Source organism: Pseudomonas sp. D3 (genome assembly GCF_029320995.1).
GTDB classification, from domain to species: Bacteria; Pseudomonadota; Gammaproteobacteria; order Pseudomonadales; family Pseudomonadaceae; genus Aquipseudomonas; species Aquipseudomonas paraveronii.
The window spans coordinates 5,213,498-5,229,346 of the sequence record NZ_CP119772.1 but is presented as its reverse complement, the minus strand read 5'-3'; the positions used below and the strand labels follow the sequence as shown (position 1 = coordinate 5,229,346).

General features: G+C 61.3%; 11 protein-coding genes. 4 read left to right on the top strand and 7 right to left on the bottom strand.

Going from position 1 to position 15,849, the window contains the following annotated elements; all coding sequences use genetic code 11:
* Positions 1–55: 55 nt before the first annotated feature.
* Positions 56–193 carry a hypothetical protein gene (locus P3S72_RS24130; RefSeq protein ID WP_003175756.1) on the bottom strand — a complete coding sequence of 46 codons (138 nt, stop codon included), beginning with the start codon at positions 191–193 and terminating at the stop codon, positions 56–58.
* 648 nt (positions 194–841) lie between these two features.
* Between P3S72_RS24130 and P3S72_RS24125 the strand changes: the two genes are divergently transcribed.
* Positions 842–2,263, top strand: coding sequence for an amino acid permease (locus P3S72_RS24125; RefSeq protein ID WP_276194594.1), 1,422 nt, complete (start codon positions 842–844; stop codon positions 2,261–2,263).
* A 110-nt stretch (positions 2,264–2,373) separates the two neighbouring features.
* Positions 2,374–2,787, top strand: a complete 414-nt coding sequence (arfB, locus tag P3S72_RS24120) for an alternative ribosome rescue aminoacyl-tRNA hydrolase ArfB (RefSeq protein WP_017847165.1) — start codon at positions 2,374–2,376, stop codon at positions 2,785–2,787.
* Here arfB and P3S72_RS24115 read toward each other — a convergent pair.
* From P3S72_RS24115 to P3S72_RS24105, 3 genes are all read right to left on the bottom strand, one after another.
* Positions 2,784–3,980, bottom strand: a complete 1,197-nt coding sequence (locus tag P3S72_RS24115; protein ID WP_276194590.1) for an MFS transporter — start codon at positions 3,978–3,980, stop codon at positions 2,784–2,786. The genes arfB and P3S72_RS24115 overlap by 4 nt on opposite strands.
* A gap of 103 nt (positions 3,981–4,083) precedes the next feature.
* The gene (locus P3S72_RS24110) at positions 4,084–4,266 is read right to left on the bottom strand and encodes a hypothetical protein (RefSeq protein ID WP_276194589.1); all 183 of its coding nucleotides are present in this window, start codon (positions 4,264–4,266) and stop codon (positions 4,084–4,086) included.
* A gap of 364 nt (positions 4,267–4,630) precedes the next feature.
* Positions 4,631–4,942, bottom strand: coding sequence for a DUF962 domain-containing protein (locus tag P3S72_RS24105; protein WP_276194587.1), 312 nt, complete (start codon positions 4,940–4,942; stop codon positions 4,631–4,633).
* A gap of 160 nt (positions 4,943–5,102) precedes the next feature.
* Between P3S72_RS24105 and P3S72_RS24100 the strand changes: the two genes are divergently transcribed.
* A complete protein-coding gene (locus P3S72_RS24100; RefSeq protein ID WP_253398413.1) occupies positions 5,103–6,161 on the top strand; it encodes an AraC family transcriptional regulator in 1,059 nt (352 codons plus the stop codon).
* Here the strand turns inward: P3S72_RS24100 and P3S72_RS24095 are convergent.
* Positions 6,118–7,572: a TrkH family potassium uptake protein gene (locus tag P3S72_RS24095; protein ID WP_276194586.1), complete on the bottom strand. Its 1,455-nt coding sequence runs from the start codon at positions 7,570–7,572 to the stop codon at positions 6,118–6,120. The two genes, P3S72_RS24100 and P3S72_RS24095, sit on opposite strands and share 44 nt — an antisense overlap.
* A 169-nt stretch (positions 7,573–7,741) precedes the next feature.
* On the opposite strand from P3S72_RS24095, the gene P3S72_RS24090 reads away from it, so the two are divergent.
* Complete coding sequence (locus P3S72_RS24090; protein WP_276194584.1) at positions 7,742–11,962, top strand: DUF6543 domain-containing protein; 4,221 nt, start codon at positions 7,742–7,744, stop codon at positions 11,960–11,962.
* A 78-nt stretch (positions 11,963–12,040) separates the two neighbouring features.
* On the opposite strand, the gene P3S72_RS24085 is transcribed toward P3S72_RS24090, so the two are convergent.
* Both P3S72_RS24085 and P3S72_RS24080 read right to left on the bottom strand, forming a co-directional pair.
* Positions 12,041–13,384 (bottom strand): imelysin family protein, encoded by a 1,344-nt coding sequence (locus P3S72_RS24085; RefSeq protein WP_276194583.1) that lies wholly within the window; start codon positions 13,382–13,384, stop codon positions 12,041–12,043.
* 127 nt (positions 13,385–13,511) lie between these two features.
* Positions 13,512–15,563, bottom strand: a complete 2,052-nt coding sequence (locus tag P3S72_RS24080) for a bifunctional diguanylate cyclase/phosphodiesterase (protein WP_276194582.1) — start codon at positions 15,561–15,563, stop codon at positions 13,512–13,514.
* Positions 15,564–15,849 lie beyond the last annotated feature (286 nt).

Sequence of the window (15,849 nt, the reverse complement as noted above, 5' to 3'; positions counted from 1 at the left end):
CCTTGGGTAAGGGGGCAGGTGCAGCGCACTGCACCTGCCGGATGCCAGCCGGGGGTTAGAAAGGCCACATCGCCGTGCCAAAGGGCACGACGGCATCGGCTTGCATCATTTCAACGGCGGCCTCATGGGTCGGCGCTTCAAACCAATCGTCGAGTTGCAGTTCGGTTTCCAGGTCGTTTTCCAGTGCTTGCATGGTGTATCTCCTAGAGGACGTTGTTTGAGAACGGCTTGCCCGCGGGCTTCGCTGGGCAAGTGAAAGAACCTAGGTGAGAGTGTTTCGGAATGCAAAAAATTTATTGACACGGTCTCATTTGGATTTTTTGTTCTGTTTTTAGTGCGCGATTTTTTCCCCATGCAAAACAGCGCACTGCGGCTGGCGACTGCTCGGATATTTCCTACCGCCAATTATTTGTGAACTGACAGATACAGGCTGGGTGTAACGCAAGTTTTCCACGATGTAACGATTAATTTACGTGAAAGGCGCACGGTATCGGGCCGGCGCAGCGCTGTAAGGAATAGCTGACAGATTGTCGCGGTTGCTCGCCAGGGCCGTCCGCAAGCGGTCGAGCGGTGTACAATGCGCCGCGTTTTACTGTGACCCCCTTGCGTAACCACGCAAAAGGCCAAGACCTCAGGGTTTATCCACCCTGATCACTCCGCCTGGCCACGAGCCAGACGGGTTCGATTTCGTCACAGATAAAAACAAACAGGTGACGCATGACCGTTAGAACGACGCTGTATTCCTGGTGCCTGCGCTGGGGTTTGAGCGGCGCTGCTTGAGTCGCACATCAAGGCAGCAACCTGCATTCAACATTATCAAACCTTGCGTGAGAGCCTTTTCATGAGTGGACCCGATTCCTCTTCAGGCGAACTGAAACGTGGCCTGAAAAACCGTCATATCCAGTTGATCGCCCTCGGTGGTGCCATCGGCACCGGCCTGTTCCTGGGCTCGGCCGGGGTGCTCAAGTCTGCCGGCCCGTCGATGATCCTGGGCTATGCCCTCTGCGGCTTCATTGCCTTCATGATCATGCGCCAGCTTGGCGAAATGATCGTCGAAGAGCCGGTGGCCGGTTCCTTCAGTCACTTTGCCCACAAATACTGGGGCGGTTTCGCTGGCTTCTTGTCGGGCTGGAACTGCTGGATTCTGTACATCCTGGTGGGCATGTCGGAGCTGACGGCTGTCGGTAAATACGTGCATTACTGGTGGCCGGAGATCCCGACCTGGGTGTCGGCAGCGGCGTTTTTCGTGTTGATCAACCTGATCAACCTGGCCAACGTCAAAGTCTTCGGCGAGGCTGAGTTCTGGTTTGCCATCATCAAGGTGGTGGCCATCGTCGGCATGATCGCCCTGGGCAGCTACCTGCTGGTCAGCGGCAGCGGCGGCCCGCAAGCCTCGGTGAGCAACCTGTGGGCACACGGCGGCTTCTTCCCCCACGGCGTGGGCGGGTTGGTGATGGCCATGGCGCTCATCATGTTCTCCTTCGGCGGCCTGGAAATGCTTGGCTTTACGGCGGCCGAAGCCGACCAGCCACGCACCGTGATCCCCAAGGCGATCAACCAGGTGATCTACCGCATCCTGATTTTCTACATCGGCGCCCTGGTAGTGCTGTTGTCGCTGACACCGTGGGACAGCCTGTTGGTCTCCCTCAACGCATCCGGAGATGCCTACAGCGGTAGCCCGTTCGTGCAGGTGTTCTCGATGCTCGGCAGCAACACCGCCGCGCATATCCTCAACTTTGTGGTACTGACCGCCGCGCTGTCGGTGTACAACAGCGGCACCTACTGCAACAGCCGCATGCTGCTGGGCATGGCCGAGCAGGGCGACGCGCCGCGGGCGTTGGCGAAGATCGACAAGCGCGGCGTGCCGGTGCGTTCGATCCTCGCCTCGGCGGCGATCACCCTGGTGGCGGTGCTGATGAATTACCTGATCCCGCAACATGCGCTGGAGCTGTTGATGTCGCTGGTGGTGGCCACGCTGGTGATCAACTGGGCGATGATCAGCTTCTCCCACTTCAAGTTCCGCCAGCACATGAACCGCACCGGCCAGGTGCCGTTGTTCAAGGCGCTGTGGTATCCGTATGGCAACTACGTCTGTCTGGCGTTCGTGGCGTTTATCCTGGTGATTATGTTGATGATTCCGGGGATTCAGGTCTCGGTGTATGCGATCCCGGTGTGGGTGGCGTTCATGGGGCTGTGTTACTGGATCAAGAACAAGCGCAGTGCGGATCAGCGCCCGGCGACGGTAATGCCGGCGGTGGAATGACCGTTCGATGCTGTCGAGCAAACCCGGCCCTGTGCCGGGTTTGTTGTTTGAAGGGATGGGCGGGGCGCATTCGCGTATCCTTGGGCTCCCCTTAGAGGAACCCGTTGCTCATGCTGGTGATTTCCAACAACGTGCACCTGCCCGACGCCGAGATCGAGCTGACCGCCATTCGCGCCCAGGGCGCCGGCGGGCAGAACGTCAACAAGGTGTCGAGCGCGGTGCATCTGCGCTTTGATATTCCGGCCTCGTCGTTGCCGGAATTCTACAAGGAACGTTTGCTGGCGCTGCGCGACAGTCGGATTACCAGCGACGGTGTGCTGGTGCTCAAGGCCCAGCAATACCGCACCCAGGAACAGAACCGCGCCGATGCGCTGGAACGCTTGGTGGAGTTGATCCTCAGCGCCACCAAGGTGGAGAAGAAACGCCGCCCGACCAAACCGACCCTGGGTTCGAAGAAACGCCGCCTGGAGTCCAAGACCAAGCGCGGCAGCATCAAGGCCGGGCGCGGCAAAGTCGACTTCTAGGCGTCGCGCGCCTTGCGGGCCATGGGCGCTTGCCGGTACAGGTAGACACTCAGCAGCAACCCGCCCAAGGCGGCGAGGGCGGCGAACAGGAAAATCGACGCAAAGCCAAAGCCGGCCGCCACGGCCCCGGCCAGCGGGCCGGTGATCCCCAGCGACAAGTCGATAAACAGCGAGTACGCACCCACCGCTGAACCCCGGCTGGATGCAGGCACCAGATTGACCGCCTCAACCCCCAGCGCCGGAAACACCAGGGAAAAGCCAAAGCCGCTCAACGCCGCGCCCGCCAGTGCCAACTGGGCATCCGGCGCCAGCCACAGCAACAGCAGGCCAAGCACCTCCACCGACAGGCAGGCAATCGCCACGCGAAAGCCGCCGATGCGGTTGATCAAATTGCCAAACAACAGGCGCGCGCCGATAAAACTGGCGCCGAACAGGCTCAGTGCCCACACCGCGTTATCCCAATGCTGGGTGGTGTAGTACAGAGTGATGAAGGTGGCGATGGTGCCAAAACCGATGGAGCCCAGCGCCAGTGCGCAACCATGGGGCAATACCCGGCCCAGCACGTTCATGAAGGGCAGGCGCACCCCTGCAACAATCGGTGCCGGCTCTTTACGCCAAGCCAGCAGCAGGCCCACCGCCGACAGCAGCAGGATACTCACGCCCATGCTCCACAAACCGAGGTGACTGACCAGCAGCACCCCCAACGGCGCGCCGACTGCCAGGGCGCCGTAGCTGGCGATGCCGTTCCACGAAATGACCTTCGCCGTATTCGCCGCACCCACCCGGCCAATGCCCCAGCCGATGGCGCCCGAACCCACCAGGCTTTCAGCACTGCCCAGCACCAGGCGACCGATGAGCAGGCTGCCCAGGCTCAGCGCCGGCAGGCTGGAAAACCACGCCGCGAGCAACATGAACACCCCACTCAGGCCGCAGCCCGCCAGGCCGATCAGCACAGCGCGCTTGCTACCCAGATTATCGATGATGCGCCCGGCATACGGGCGGCTCAGCAGGGTGGCCAGGTATTGCACACTGATCACCAGCCCGGCGATCACCGCGCCAAAGCCCAGTTCACTGTGGACATAGCCCGGCAACACGGCCAGGGGAATGCCGATATTCAGGTAGCCGATAAAGGTGAACAGCACGATGGAAACAACTTGCAGCGTGACCGCCATGGGGCGCTGGGTATCTGGCATGGGAAGGGTCCATTGTCGCAGCAGGTAAAGATAGGCTGCTAATGATACCGATGCTTTGGCCCGCGCAGGGCAGTAAAAAGTCAAAGCGCCACTCTAAACGGCGTCAGGACCGGGCGGGCGCGAGCATTTGCGTGGTGACCAGGGCGGCCAAGGCGTTTTCCTGGGTGCCGAAGCGCTTGAGCAGGAGGGCTTGTTTGTCCGCGCTGAGACGGTTCCAAACGTCGACCATCTGCAGGGCAGTGTCGAGTACGGCGGTGTCGGGGCGATCGGGGTGCTTATCGGTCATGGCGGGTATCTCGGGAAATTCAGGCAGTGTGGAAAGCGCTCAAAGCTGCGCTTTCCACACGGTCTGGTACAGCGTCAGTCCTGGCTTTTGCGGTCGACTGGTTTTGCTTCTTTGGCCTCAGGCTGCTTGGCGCTGGCCTGCTGCGGTGTTGGCTGCTCAGTTGGGTGCAGGCTTGGGAAGGGGAGATTAGGTATCTCGTGCATCGTCGTCGCTCCTCGCAAAGTCTGTTTTTTTCAATCGCAGGTGATTCCGCGCTCTCAAAAAGCCTTGGCAGGATACAGCACTGTAAATGACAAAAAGACTTTTATATCGACGAATGGACAAACCTTCAGCGTTCAAGCGCAAGTGACAAGACGTCACACCGCTAGAACGGCACCTTCCCCAGGATCATGTCGCGGTACATCACGAAATCTCCCAGCAGGCTGTAGAACGGATGTTGGAAGGTTGCCGGGCGGTTCTTTTCGAAGAAGAAGTGACCCACCCAGGCGAAGCCGTAGCCGGCGATGGGCACCGCGAGCAGCAGGCCGACGGCGCCTTTGCCCAGGGCATACGCCAAAAGCCCAATCACCAGCGTGGTGCCGATAAAGTGCAGGCGTCGGCAGGTGCTGTTGCCATGTTCCTTCAGGTAGTACGGGTAAAACTCGGCGAAGCTGTTGAATCGCTTGATGTTTTCCACGGTGGCGGGCCCTTTGATTGTTATGCCGTCGAACACTTGTTCGGCGGGGAGCTTATTTGAGTCTAGAGTGATCAGTGGTAACAGCCAGTGACATTAGATGCCACTTTAGTATCCTTGGCTTTCTGGCTGCTGTTTCAGCCTGCTTTATTAAGAAGACGCCATGAGCGAACGAACAACTTCTGCAAGCTGGGTGATGGGGATAGTCAAGTCACTGGAAATGGACGGTCTGGATTGCCAGGTGTTGTTCAAACAACTGGGCCTGGACTATGCCGCCCTCGACGACCCCGATGCCCGTTTTCCGCAAGACTCCATGACTCGGCTCTGGCAGCGCGCCGTGGAACTGTCGGGCAACCCCGCGATTGGCCTGAACATGGGCAAAGTGGTGCGCCCGGCATCGTTTCATGTGGCCGGTTATGCGCTGATGTCCAGCAACACATTGGCGGAAGGTTTTATGCGGCTGGTGCGCTACCAGCGGATCATCGCCGAAAGCGCTGACCTGAGTTTCCGACTATTACCCGAAGGCTATGCGCTGATTCTGACGGTGCATGGCGATCACCTGCCGCCCACCCGACAGAGCGCCGAAGCCTCGCTGGCCTGTGCGCTGGCGCTGTGTGGTTGGTTGACCGGGCGTACCCTGCATCCGCGTAAGGTGCTGCTGCAAGGTGAGCAACCCGTCGACCTCGCGCCCTACAAACATGCGTTTCATGCGCCGTTGGAATTCAATGCGGTGTATGACGCACTGATTTTCGAGCGCGCCGATATGGATGCGCCGCTGCCCACGGCCAACGAGGCGATGGCGCTGCTGCACGATCGGTTTGCCGGTGAATACCTGGCGCGCTTCTCCGAAAACCGTGTGACGCACAAGGCGCGGCAGGTGCTGTGCCGCCTGTTGCCCCAAGGCGAACCCAAGCGTGAAGTGGTGGCCCAGACCCTGCACCTGTCTCAGCGCACCTTGCAGCGGCGTCTGCAGGAAGAGGGCACCAGTTTCCAGACGCTGCTGGACGACACCCGTCGCGAACTGGCCGAGCAATACCTGGCGCAGCCGGGCATGAGCCTGCTGGAGATCGCCTACCTGTTGGGCTTTGCCGACCCGAGCAACTTCTTCCGCGCCTTCCGCCGCTGGTTCGATGCCACGCCCGGCGAGTACCGCGCGCGGTTGCTGGAGGTGTCGACGGTCAGTGACGCCAGAACGCCGGGATGCACAGAACAAAGACTGTAATGATTTCCAGCCGGCCCAGCAGCATGCCCAGCGACAGAATCCACTTGGCCGCATCCGGCAGGCTGGCGAAGTTGCCGGCCGGGCCGATGGTTTCGCCCAGGCCCGGGCCGACACCGGAGACCGTGCTGGCGGCGCCGGTCAGCGCGGTCATCCAGTCCAGGCCGAGCAGCGACAAGGCCAGGGCGATCATGCTGATGGTGATGGCGAAGAAAAAAGAGAACGTCAGGATCGAGCGCACGATCTCTTCGTCGAGGCGGTGGCCGTTGTACTTCTGCTTGATCACCGCGCGCGGGTGAATCAGTTGGTTCAAGTTGGCCTTGAGCAGGATATAGGCGACCTGGAAGCGGAAGATCTTGATCCCGCCGGCCGTTGAACCCGAGCAACCGCCGATAAAGCCCAGGTAGAAAAACAGCATCAGTGAGAAGTTGCCCCACAGGCTGTAGTCCCCAAGTGCAAAACCGGTCGTCGTCACCACCGACGTCACGTTCAGCGCCACATGGCGCAGCGCATCCAGCCAATGCAGGTTGGTGGTCCACCAATACCAGGTGCCGAGTACCAGCCAGGTCACCACCAGCAACGCGAGCAAACCCTGCACCTGCTGATCCTTGATCAACGCCCGACGGTTGCCACGCAAGGTGGCGACATACAGGGTGAACGGCAGGCTGCCGAGGATCATCACCACCACCGCCACCCAATGCACCGCCGGTTGTTTCCAGTGCGCCAGGGACTCATCGGACGTGGAAAACCCACCGGTGGAAATCGCCGACATCGCATGGTTGATCGCATCGAACAAGCCCATCCCGGCCCACCAGAACGCCAGGCTGCCGAGGATGGTGATGCCCACATACGCCGCCACGATCAGCCGCGCCACCATGTGCGAGCGCGGCATGACCTTTTCCGAACGATCCGAGGACTCGGTCTGGAACAGGCGCATGCCACCAATACGCAGCAGCGGCAGGATCGCCACCGCCATGCCGATAAAACCGATACCGCCGAGCCAGTGCAGCAGCGAACGCCATATCAGAATACCCGGCGACATGCTGTCCAGCCCGCTCAACACCGTGGAACCGGTGGCGGTGATGCCAGACATGCTTTCAAAAAACGAGTCGGTGTAGCTGATGTTCTGGGTCAGGAAAAACGGCAGCGCGGCGAAGATGCACACCACCACCCAACTGCTCACCGTCAGCAGGTACATGTCCCGGGGGCGCAGGTGGATATGTTCCGGGCGACCCGGAATCACCAGGGCCAGGCCGGCGATAAAGGTAATCAGGCTGGCCCACAGGAACGACGGCAGGTCGCTGGTGCGTTCGAAGAGCACCAGGATGGCCATCGGCACGACCATGGCGATCGCGAGGGTGATCAGGAAGATGCCGATGATGAAACCAATGATGCGAAGGGTCGGCAACGCCATGAAGTCTGCTCGGGTGACAGGGGAAAGGCGCCATTCTACCTGGGGTGCAGGGCATGTAAACCGTGGCCGCCGATCGACGGCGTGTGCGTCGGCGCGTAGCTATGTAGCGCATGGCTGAAGGGGGGCGCAGGCACGATGGGCCGCTACGTTTCCTATTCGAGAGGCCACCATGCCGTCTGATTCATTCTTACCTGCACCGCTGACTGTCAAAGACACACCGCTACAGGTCGCGTTGCGCGAACAGTTAATGGCGCTCAATCGCCAGCTCGCTGAGCAGTTTCAGTCGCCACCGACGTTCCATTCATGTGTGCAGCATGCGTTCGAGCAAGCGTTCCCGACCTTGACGCCCAGCCTCGATGTGCGTCACGGCTTCATCCGACTGCCCGAGGCAACCATCCCTCCCACGACGTCAGAGGCGCAGCCTTCCACCGATGCCGAGTTGCTGCCCACGCTGTTCGATGCGGTGGTGCAACGTATCGTGGCTAACCAGCCATCGACATATGCGAGTCGCATGGCGACCCTGTTCCGGCTACCGGCGACTGGCGAAGCCCTGTTGCCCTTGAGCGGCATCACCCCGGCCGGGCTGGATAAGTTCCTCGACCGCCTGGCCGGTGGGCTGGGCACTGATTACAGCGCCTTTGTGCAAGCCTACTGGACGCGCGCGCGCAGCCTGACCGATGCGCGCACGCAGAAACAATGGTGGGTGCAAACCCGTATCGAACTGTTGAAAACCGAAGTGGCGCTGCTCGCGTCTGACCGCTTGCTCAGCCCCGCCGACCAGGACCTGTTCGACCTGGTGCTGCGTCACCCGGACGCCCAGGCACGACAGGCACTGCGCACTGACCGGCCGTGTGTCTATGGGGTTGCCCTCAAGGGGGCAATCGGCGCTGCGGATCTGACCTTGCGCGGGGCTTTTATGCTGACGTCCCGGGACCCGGAACACGCCGTGGTGAGGGCGCAGGGGGCGGTCAAACCGGTCCGGGTGCGGCCTGTCGAGCCGAGCATGAACGTTGGCACGGTGTTGCTGTTTCTACCGGACTACGGCCTTGAGGCATTTGATTCCCTGGCCAGCCTGGATCGGGAGCTGCACCGGCGCTTGAACCACCCCGTCGAATTTGCCGCCGTGCTAGATGGACTGGCTGCGGCGGACCAGGCGCAAGGCTTGGCGCGGCATCGGCAGATGAAGAACGCGGGGCAGGTGGTCTACCACGAACAGCTCGATTCGCCGTTCGACGAGAGTGTCGAGTCGCAATGCAGGTTGCTGTTGGATAACTTCACTTCAACCCTTACCCGCTACCAGTCGCTGGGTGAACACGCCGAGATGACTGAGTTACCGCAGGTGTTGGACCGGGTGACAGACCCTGGCCGCCTCTTCAGTGCGCGCGGGGTGTTGTTGGGCCGTGAAATCAAGCGCGGGCAGGCGCACATCAGGACGTTTCTCCATGATGCGTCCCCCGACGATAAAGACGCATGGCGGGTCGCGATAGCGGACTACTGGGACCTGTTGTCGAGCCTGCCGGATGCCGAGGGGCTGCCATCGCTTGCGCAATTCAGCGATAAATCGGCCTTGCTGGCCTACGCCAATGCACAGTTGCGCATCCGCCTCAAAGCGGACTATGCGCTGGACATTGACCCAGACGATGTCCTCGTCCATACCAAAGAGCCCTACATTCCTGCGACGATTGTCGTCCCGGGCGCGCCTGCTCCCGCGCCCCGCGAGCCCGGTACGCCGTTGTTTCAGCCTCGAAGCCGCACGCTGACCGCGCTGTCTCTGGAGAATGTCGGCGGGCTGGACTTTAACTTCACGCACTTTTCCAGGCTCAGTGAAAACACCCGCAAAAAGCCTGACGAGGCCTTGCTCCCTGAAGATCTAGAGCCTGCCCCAGTCTACGACGGGCTGACCCTGCAACAGGTCAAGGATCTGGTGCGCACGGTCAACGTCGGACAAGGTTATGAGAGCTTTCTGAAGGACCGTCTCATCACATCGCCGAGTGCTCTGGCGCTGAAACACACCTACGGCCAGGTCATGCTGCGGCAACTGCGACTCGACGCCATCGAGGCCAAGATCAACGGCGATTTTCTGCCGGACCGCCTGGCCCGAGGGTTCAATTGGGTGCGGGCGGTGCTCGACGCTCCCGTCGACAGTGATCGGCGCGAGTACGTCGAAGGGCACCGGATTCTTGTGCAGCACTTGAAACTGCGCGGTCAGCGCGTGCGCGGGGTATTGCTGTTCGGCACGGCTGCGGTCGGGGTCGGCTCGATCGTGGTGTACACCCCTCAGGCGCCGGACGGTCGCGTTTTCCATGAGTACGCCAAAGACCGTTTGATCAGTGACTTCATCATGAACAGCAGTTGGCGCGACTACTTGCTGGCGCGCGTGGAGCGGGTGTTTGAGCCTCAGGTCCGGGCGGTGCTCCGGGGGCGCGGCGACGTGTCGATGGTGAGCATGAGCCGGATTGCCAACAATATCTTCGAGGATGCTTATGAGGTCGAAGCGAACTTCGCGATCAACGACGCCGGGGCGCAATCGAAGAGCACCCAGCAAGTCAATGTCGAAACCGGCCTGAACGTGGCCACGGTGGCCTTCGACGTCCTGTCCATGGTGCTGCCGGTCAAGATCATGTTGCCGATCGGCTTGGCGCGCAGCCTGTTCTCGGTGTTCAACGCCGTCGAGGCGCTGGATCTTGGCGACCGCGCCGGTGCTGCGCAGTATTTCGTGCGGTCGATGGGTGAGTTGGTCGGTGCGCTGGTGGACGGCGCGGTCGGGGCCCGCGCCCCGGCGGTGAGCGCCAGGCCCCGCGTGTTGCCGGCGGAGCTGGCGCTGGGGAAAAAGCCCGAGGGCGTGGTGCCGTTGGCCGGATGGGAAGGCAAGGGCGTGCATCACACCGCCTCGAACGCCGCAGGTGCCCAGCGCTACTTCCTCAATGACGGCGGGCGTTGGTATTCGATCCTTGATGACGGCGACAAAGCCGCCTGGCGCCTCAGGGATGCGCGCAAGCTGACGCAATATCACTACTCGCCGCTTCGGCAAAATGCGTCGGGGCAGTGGGAAATCGGTTCCCATCCGGTAGGCGGACTCAAGGGCGGCAACGCGCCGGAGCGCGCCCTCAGGGATCTCTACCCGCGCCTGGATGACGTCCAGGCCAGGCGAGTGTTTGAGTCGTTCAACTTCCCGGCGGGGCGTGAAATCGAATATCGACTGGCCCTGGTCGAAAACCTGCGACTGAGGCTCTCCACGGCGGCCTTTGAGCCCTATCTGAACGTGCCGGTCCTGCGCTTTCAGTGGCGTCTGGACGGGATCGATCTACCGGACGTGCCCGCTGTGATTACACGGCGGCCATCGCCTGTCGAACCACCACCGCCGCCGTCACGCGCCCTTGCCCCGGCTCCTGAGGTGACGACCGTGCGTGCCCCAAACGAACAATTCATCGAATGGGGCAGAACCCTCGACCCGGCCGAGCTTGAGGTGGTGGATGCGACACGGGGCATCTATCGGCGGGTTGCAGGCGATCCGCAGTGGCTGGGCCAGGAGTACATCGAGATGGATCGGCGCTATTTCGCAATTTTGCCCAGGGACGCCGCGATGCCCAATAAAGTCTTCATTCGTGATCCTGCGCAACCGGCCAGGTACTTCATAGACTTGGAAAACCTGGTGCGCTCCGGCATCTACAATCAGCCCCGGCAGGCGAGGTTTGCCAGCGGTGACGGGCTGTGGGTCATTGCCAGTGGCGTGGCCTTGAAAAAGCCGATCACGGTCTATGTCCGCGAGGCGTTTGCGCTGTTGACCACCCGCTGCCAGGTGGAGCTTGCCCAGATCCTGTTCAATCGGGCCAACCCGGGGGGGCTGACCCAATTGGGCCAGCGTTCGCTGATACGTACCTTGCGGGACTGGCAGTTATGGCTGCCCACGGCGCAAGCGCGACTGGCCGATCCGTTTTCGTTACTTCCACCCGCCCGCACACTCAGCGACGGCAATTGGCAGCTACCGAACGCGCCGGGGCATTATCGCCGTCTGGACTTTCGTCCGGAGCCCGTTGCAGTGCCGCTGTTCAACGCGCTCCCGCCTGGCGCCGACAGCCGCTTGAGAACCTTGATGAGTGAGGTGGTAACCCGCTGTCGCTACGGCGTCCTGGGCGGTTATGACTTTCCCGGAGAGTTGCTGTTCAGGCGCCCTGGCGATGTCAGGCTGTACTGGCTGAGACTGCGCCGCGTGGTCGGGGATCGAATCGCCACAGATGTCCAGGTTGCGCCCTACAAGAGCTTGATGGATGAGCCGACGCGCAGACTGGTCACGCAGGCTGAGGTCAGTCATAACCTGGTGCCGCTGATGGGCGGCATTCAATTGACGACGCCCGCCGCGTCACCGCAGATTTTTATCATTCGGGTGTGATGCCTTCGACTGCCGATGTAAAAAAAATGCCCCGAGCAGGTCGGGGCATTCTTAATGGCGCTTAGGTGTCAGCCGTGATCAGAACTCGTGATCAGCGTTATCCGGGTTCAGGTCGCTGATCCCCAGCTTGCCCGCAGCCGCTTCGATCGAGCCGGTCTGCTTGACCAGTGCGGCGATGGCATCGCGCACGATCTGGTTGCCCGCGTCGTTACCCGCGGCGATCAACTGGTCGTAGTGCTCACCCTTGTTGGCGTGGTCAACCATGACCTGGAGCTTCGCTTCGGTCGCCGCCAGGTCCGCTTTCAACGCGGCGTCGGCAGCCGGGTCGGCCTTGGCCACCAGGGACGACAGGCTGGCGCCGGTCATTTTGCTGCCGTCAGCGCGGGTGTATTCGCCCAGGTAGACGTTGCGGATGCCCTTGGCGTCGTAGAAGTGCGAGTTATGGGTGTTGTCGCTGAAGCAATCCTGCTCGTCTTCCGGCGAGTTGGCTTCCAGGGAAACCTTCATGCGCTCACCGGCCAATTCGCCGAGGGACAGGCTGCCCATGCCGAACAGCATTTTGCGCAGGCCATCGGTGGCCGGTTCGGCCTCCAGGGTGGCGCGGTAGTTGTCTTCGACGTTGGGCTTCCAGTTGCCGACCATTTCTTCCAGGTCGCTGACCAGCAATTGGGTCACGGCGCGCAGATACGTGCGGCGGCGCTCGTTGTGGCCGCCGGTTGCACCGTCACCGGTCAGGTAGTCCGACGCAGGACGGTTGCCGGCGCCCGGGCCGGTGCCGTTCAGGTCCTGGCCCCACAGCAGGAACTCGATGGCGTGGTAGCCGGTGGCGACGTTGGCTTCGGAACCGCCCAGCTCATTGAGGCTGGCGAGTTTTTCCGGGGTGATGTCCTTGACGTCGACCTTGTCTTCGCCGACCTGGATCTCGGTGTTGGCGATGATGTTGGCCGTGGCGCCTGGGTTACCCAAGGCGTGCTCGTAGGATTTGTCGGTGTAGTCGATCAGGCCTTCGTCCAGGGGCCAGGCGTTCACTTGGCCTTCCCAGTCGTCGATGATGGTGTTGCCGAAGCGGAACACTTCGCTCTGCAGGTACGGCACGCGGGCGGCGACCCAGGCGGTGCGGGCGGCTTTGAGGGTCTCGTCGTTCGGATTGGCGAGGAAGGTGTCGACCGCAGTTTGCAGGGTTTTCGCCGTGGATTCGGCATCGCTGTACACCGCAAACACCATGTCAGCGTAATGCGCGACCACGGCCTTCGCGGCGGCTTCGTCGACCTGACCGGCGGAAGTGGCAGCCGCTGGCGCGGCAGTGCTGGTGGCCGGGGTCGGCGCCTGGGGCGCGGCGGCCTTGTCTTTACCTTCGCCGCAACCGGCGAGAGAAATGGCAATGGCCAACAGACTGGCGGTGGCCAGGGGCATACGAATCATGGTGAACATCCTGCTTCGGTTGTTGATGGGGCGCGTGGGCGCGCGCAAAACTGCAACATAATGCGAAGGATTTGCATTCTGTGTAAAGGGGTAATGCGCGGTAAATATGAAGTCTCGTTTTATCGTTTCAGAGAATCGCCGCGTTATTGCGCTCGGCCTGCTTCAAATACGCCGCCAATTCCCGAGCCTGCAACGGTTTGCTGTAGTGGTAGCCCTGACCCTCGTGGCATCCCTCGGAGATGATGTAAGCCTCCTGTTCTGCGGTTTCCACACCTTCGGCGATCACCTGCATGCCCAGGCTTTTACCCAATTGGATAATCGCCCGCACGATGGTGGCGTCGTCGTCATCATCGAGTAGGTCCTGCACGAAGCTCTTGTCGATCTTGATCTTGTCCAGCGGCAGGCTTTTCAGATAGCTCAGCGATGAATAACCGGTGCCGAAGTCATCGATGGCGATCAGCGCCCCGGAGCGGCGCAGGCTCAGCAGGTGTTGCGCGGCGGTGCTGATGTCTTCCATCAGGCCGGTCTCGGTCACTTCCAGTTCCAGGCTGCGCGGCGGCAAGCGATAGATCTGCATCAGGTTATTCACCACCCGCGGCAATTCGGTGTGGTGCAGTTGCACGGTGGACAGGTTGACGGCCATGCGCAAGTCGGTGAAGCCCTGGTCATGCCATTCGCGCAATTGGCGGCAGGCCTGGTCGAGCACCCATTCACCAATCGCAATGATGGTGCCGTTCTGCTCCGCCAGGGGGATAAACAAGTCCGGCGGTACCAGGCCGTGTTCCGGGTGCTGCCAACGAATCAGCGCCTCGACGCCGACCACGCGGTGGTCGCGGTAGCTGATCTGCGGCTGGTACACCAGGTAAAACTGGTTGCGGCTCAAGGCGTCGCGTAGGTCTTTTTCCAGTTCGCGGCGTCGGCGCATTTCGCTGTCGACGCTGGCGATATAGAACTGGTAACGGTTGCGCGAGCGGCTCTTGGCCAGCGTCATGGTCTGTTCGGCTTTTTGCAGCAGTTTTTCGGTGCTGTCGCCGTCTTCCGGGAACAAGGTAATGCCGATGGTGGCGCGCAGGCGAATCTGCTCACTGTCGAGGGCAAACTCCGCTTCCAGGTCATCGAGGATGCTTTGCGCCAGCTCGGCGGCTTCGTAGGGCTGGTCGATATCGGCCTGCACCAGGGCGAACTGGTCGCCGCCGAGGCGGGCGAGGGCGCCGAGGCGGCCACTGTGGGCGCGCAGGCGATCAGCCAGGGCCAGCAGCAGTTTGTCACCGGCCTGGTAGGTGAACTGCTCGTTGACGCTTTTGAAGTCATCCAGGCCCACGCACAACACTGCCACGCGACGTTGCCGGCGGCCGGCGTCGATCAGGATCTTGTCCAGTTGCTCCTGCAGTTTCTGGCGGTTCGGCAGGCCGGTGAGAAAATCGTACTGGGCCATGCGCAGCAGGCTGGATTCAGCTTTGTGGCGCAGATGGGTGTTGCGTTCGATGGATTCGAGCAACTGGTTGGCCGTGTTGATCCACAGCCCCAGCTCATTGCGCTCGTGGCCCTTGATCTGGGGGATCTTGTGCTCGCTGGGGCGGTCGGGGTTGATCGACGTCAGGTGCTCGATAATCCGCGACAGCGGCTTGGTCAGCAGCCAGTGATACACCAGGTACAGCACCAGGCCCATGGCCAATGCGCGCAGCACGCCGGAAATAAAGATGATCACCGAGCTGACAATAAAACTCTTGCCGTAGGTGGCCGTGTCGAGGGTGATGCTCAGGTCGCCGTAATACTCGCTATAGGGGCCTTTGCCGACCAGGGCGGTGGTGAACGTGCGTTCCTGGCCGAGAATCAGGTCGGTCAACCAGCGGCTGGAGGATTGCTGCAAGGCGCGGCTTCTTTGCGCGAGCATGGTTTCGTTGGGATGGCCGATGGAGGCCATGCGCACCGCGCCGTCCTGAAACAGGCCTTCGATCACCTGCATGCCCATCTCGCGGTCCAGGCTGTAGACGGCCTGGGTCGAGGGGTCGCGGAACATGTCGAGGATGCGCTGGGCATCATCGGCCACGGCCTGGCGCGTCTTGTAGGCATCGAAAACGATCTGCGCCACGCTCAGCGCCACGCCCACGATCAATGCCGAGAGCAGCACAACCCGTAGCAACTTCACCGACAAGCTGTTTTTGAGTTCCAGCTTCAAAGGGGCATTCCTTGTCTCATGCGGGTGGCCTTCAATATGCCATGAGTATTGGCAATCTGGTGATGGCAGTCAAAGGAACATTGCGCGGCCATGCTCTATGACGTCATGGTTGGCCAGTCTGTTGCAGGTGGGGCTGTCAGGCGGGGAGGAATTCAGGTGATGGCGGACCGGTTTTGTTCCGCCACCTTTTACGCGCACCCGTCAGGGAGGGGGGTATGTCTTCTCAATCAGAATTTGATTTGCTGCTGTTGATTCGTTGCGTTTGCGCCAGCACTCGTTGCGTTAC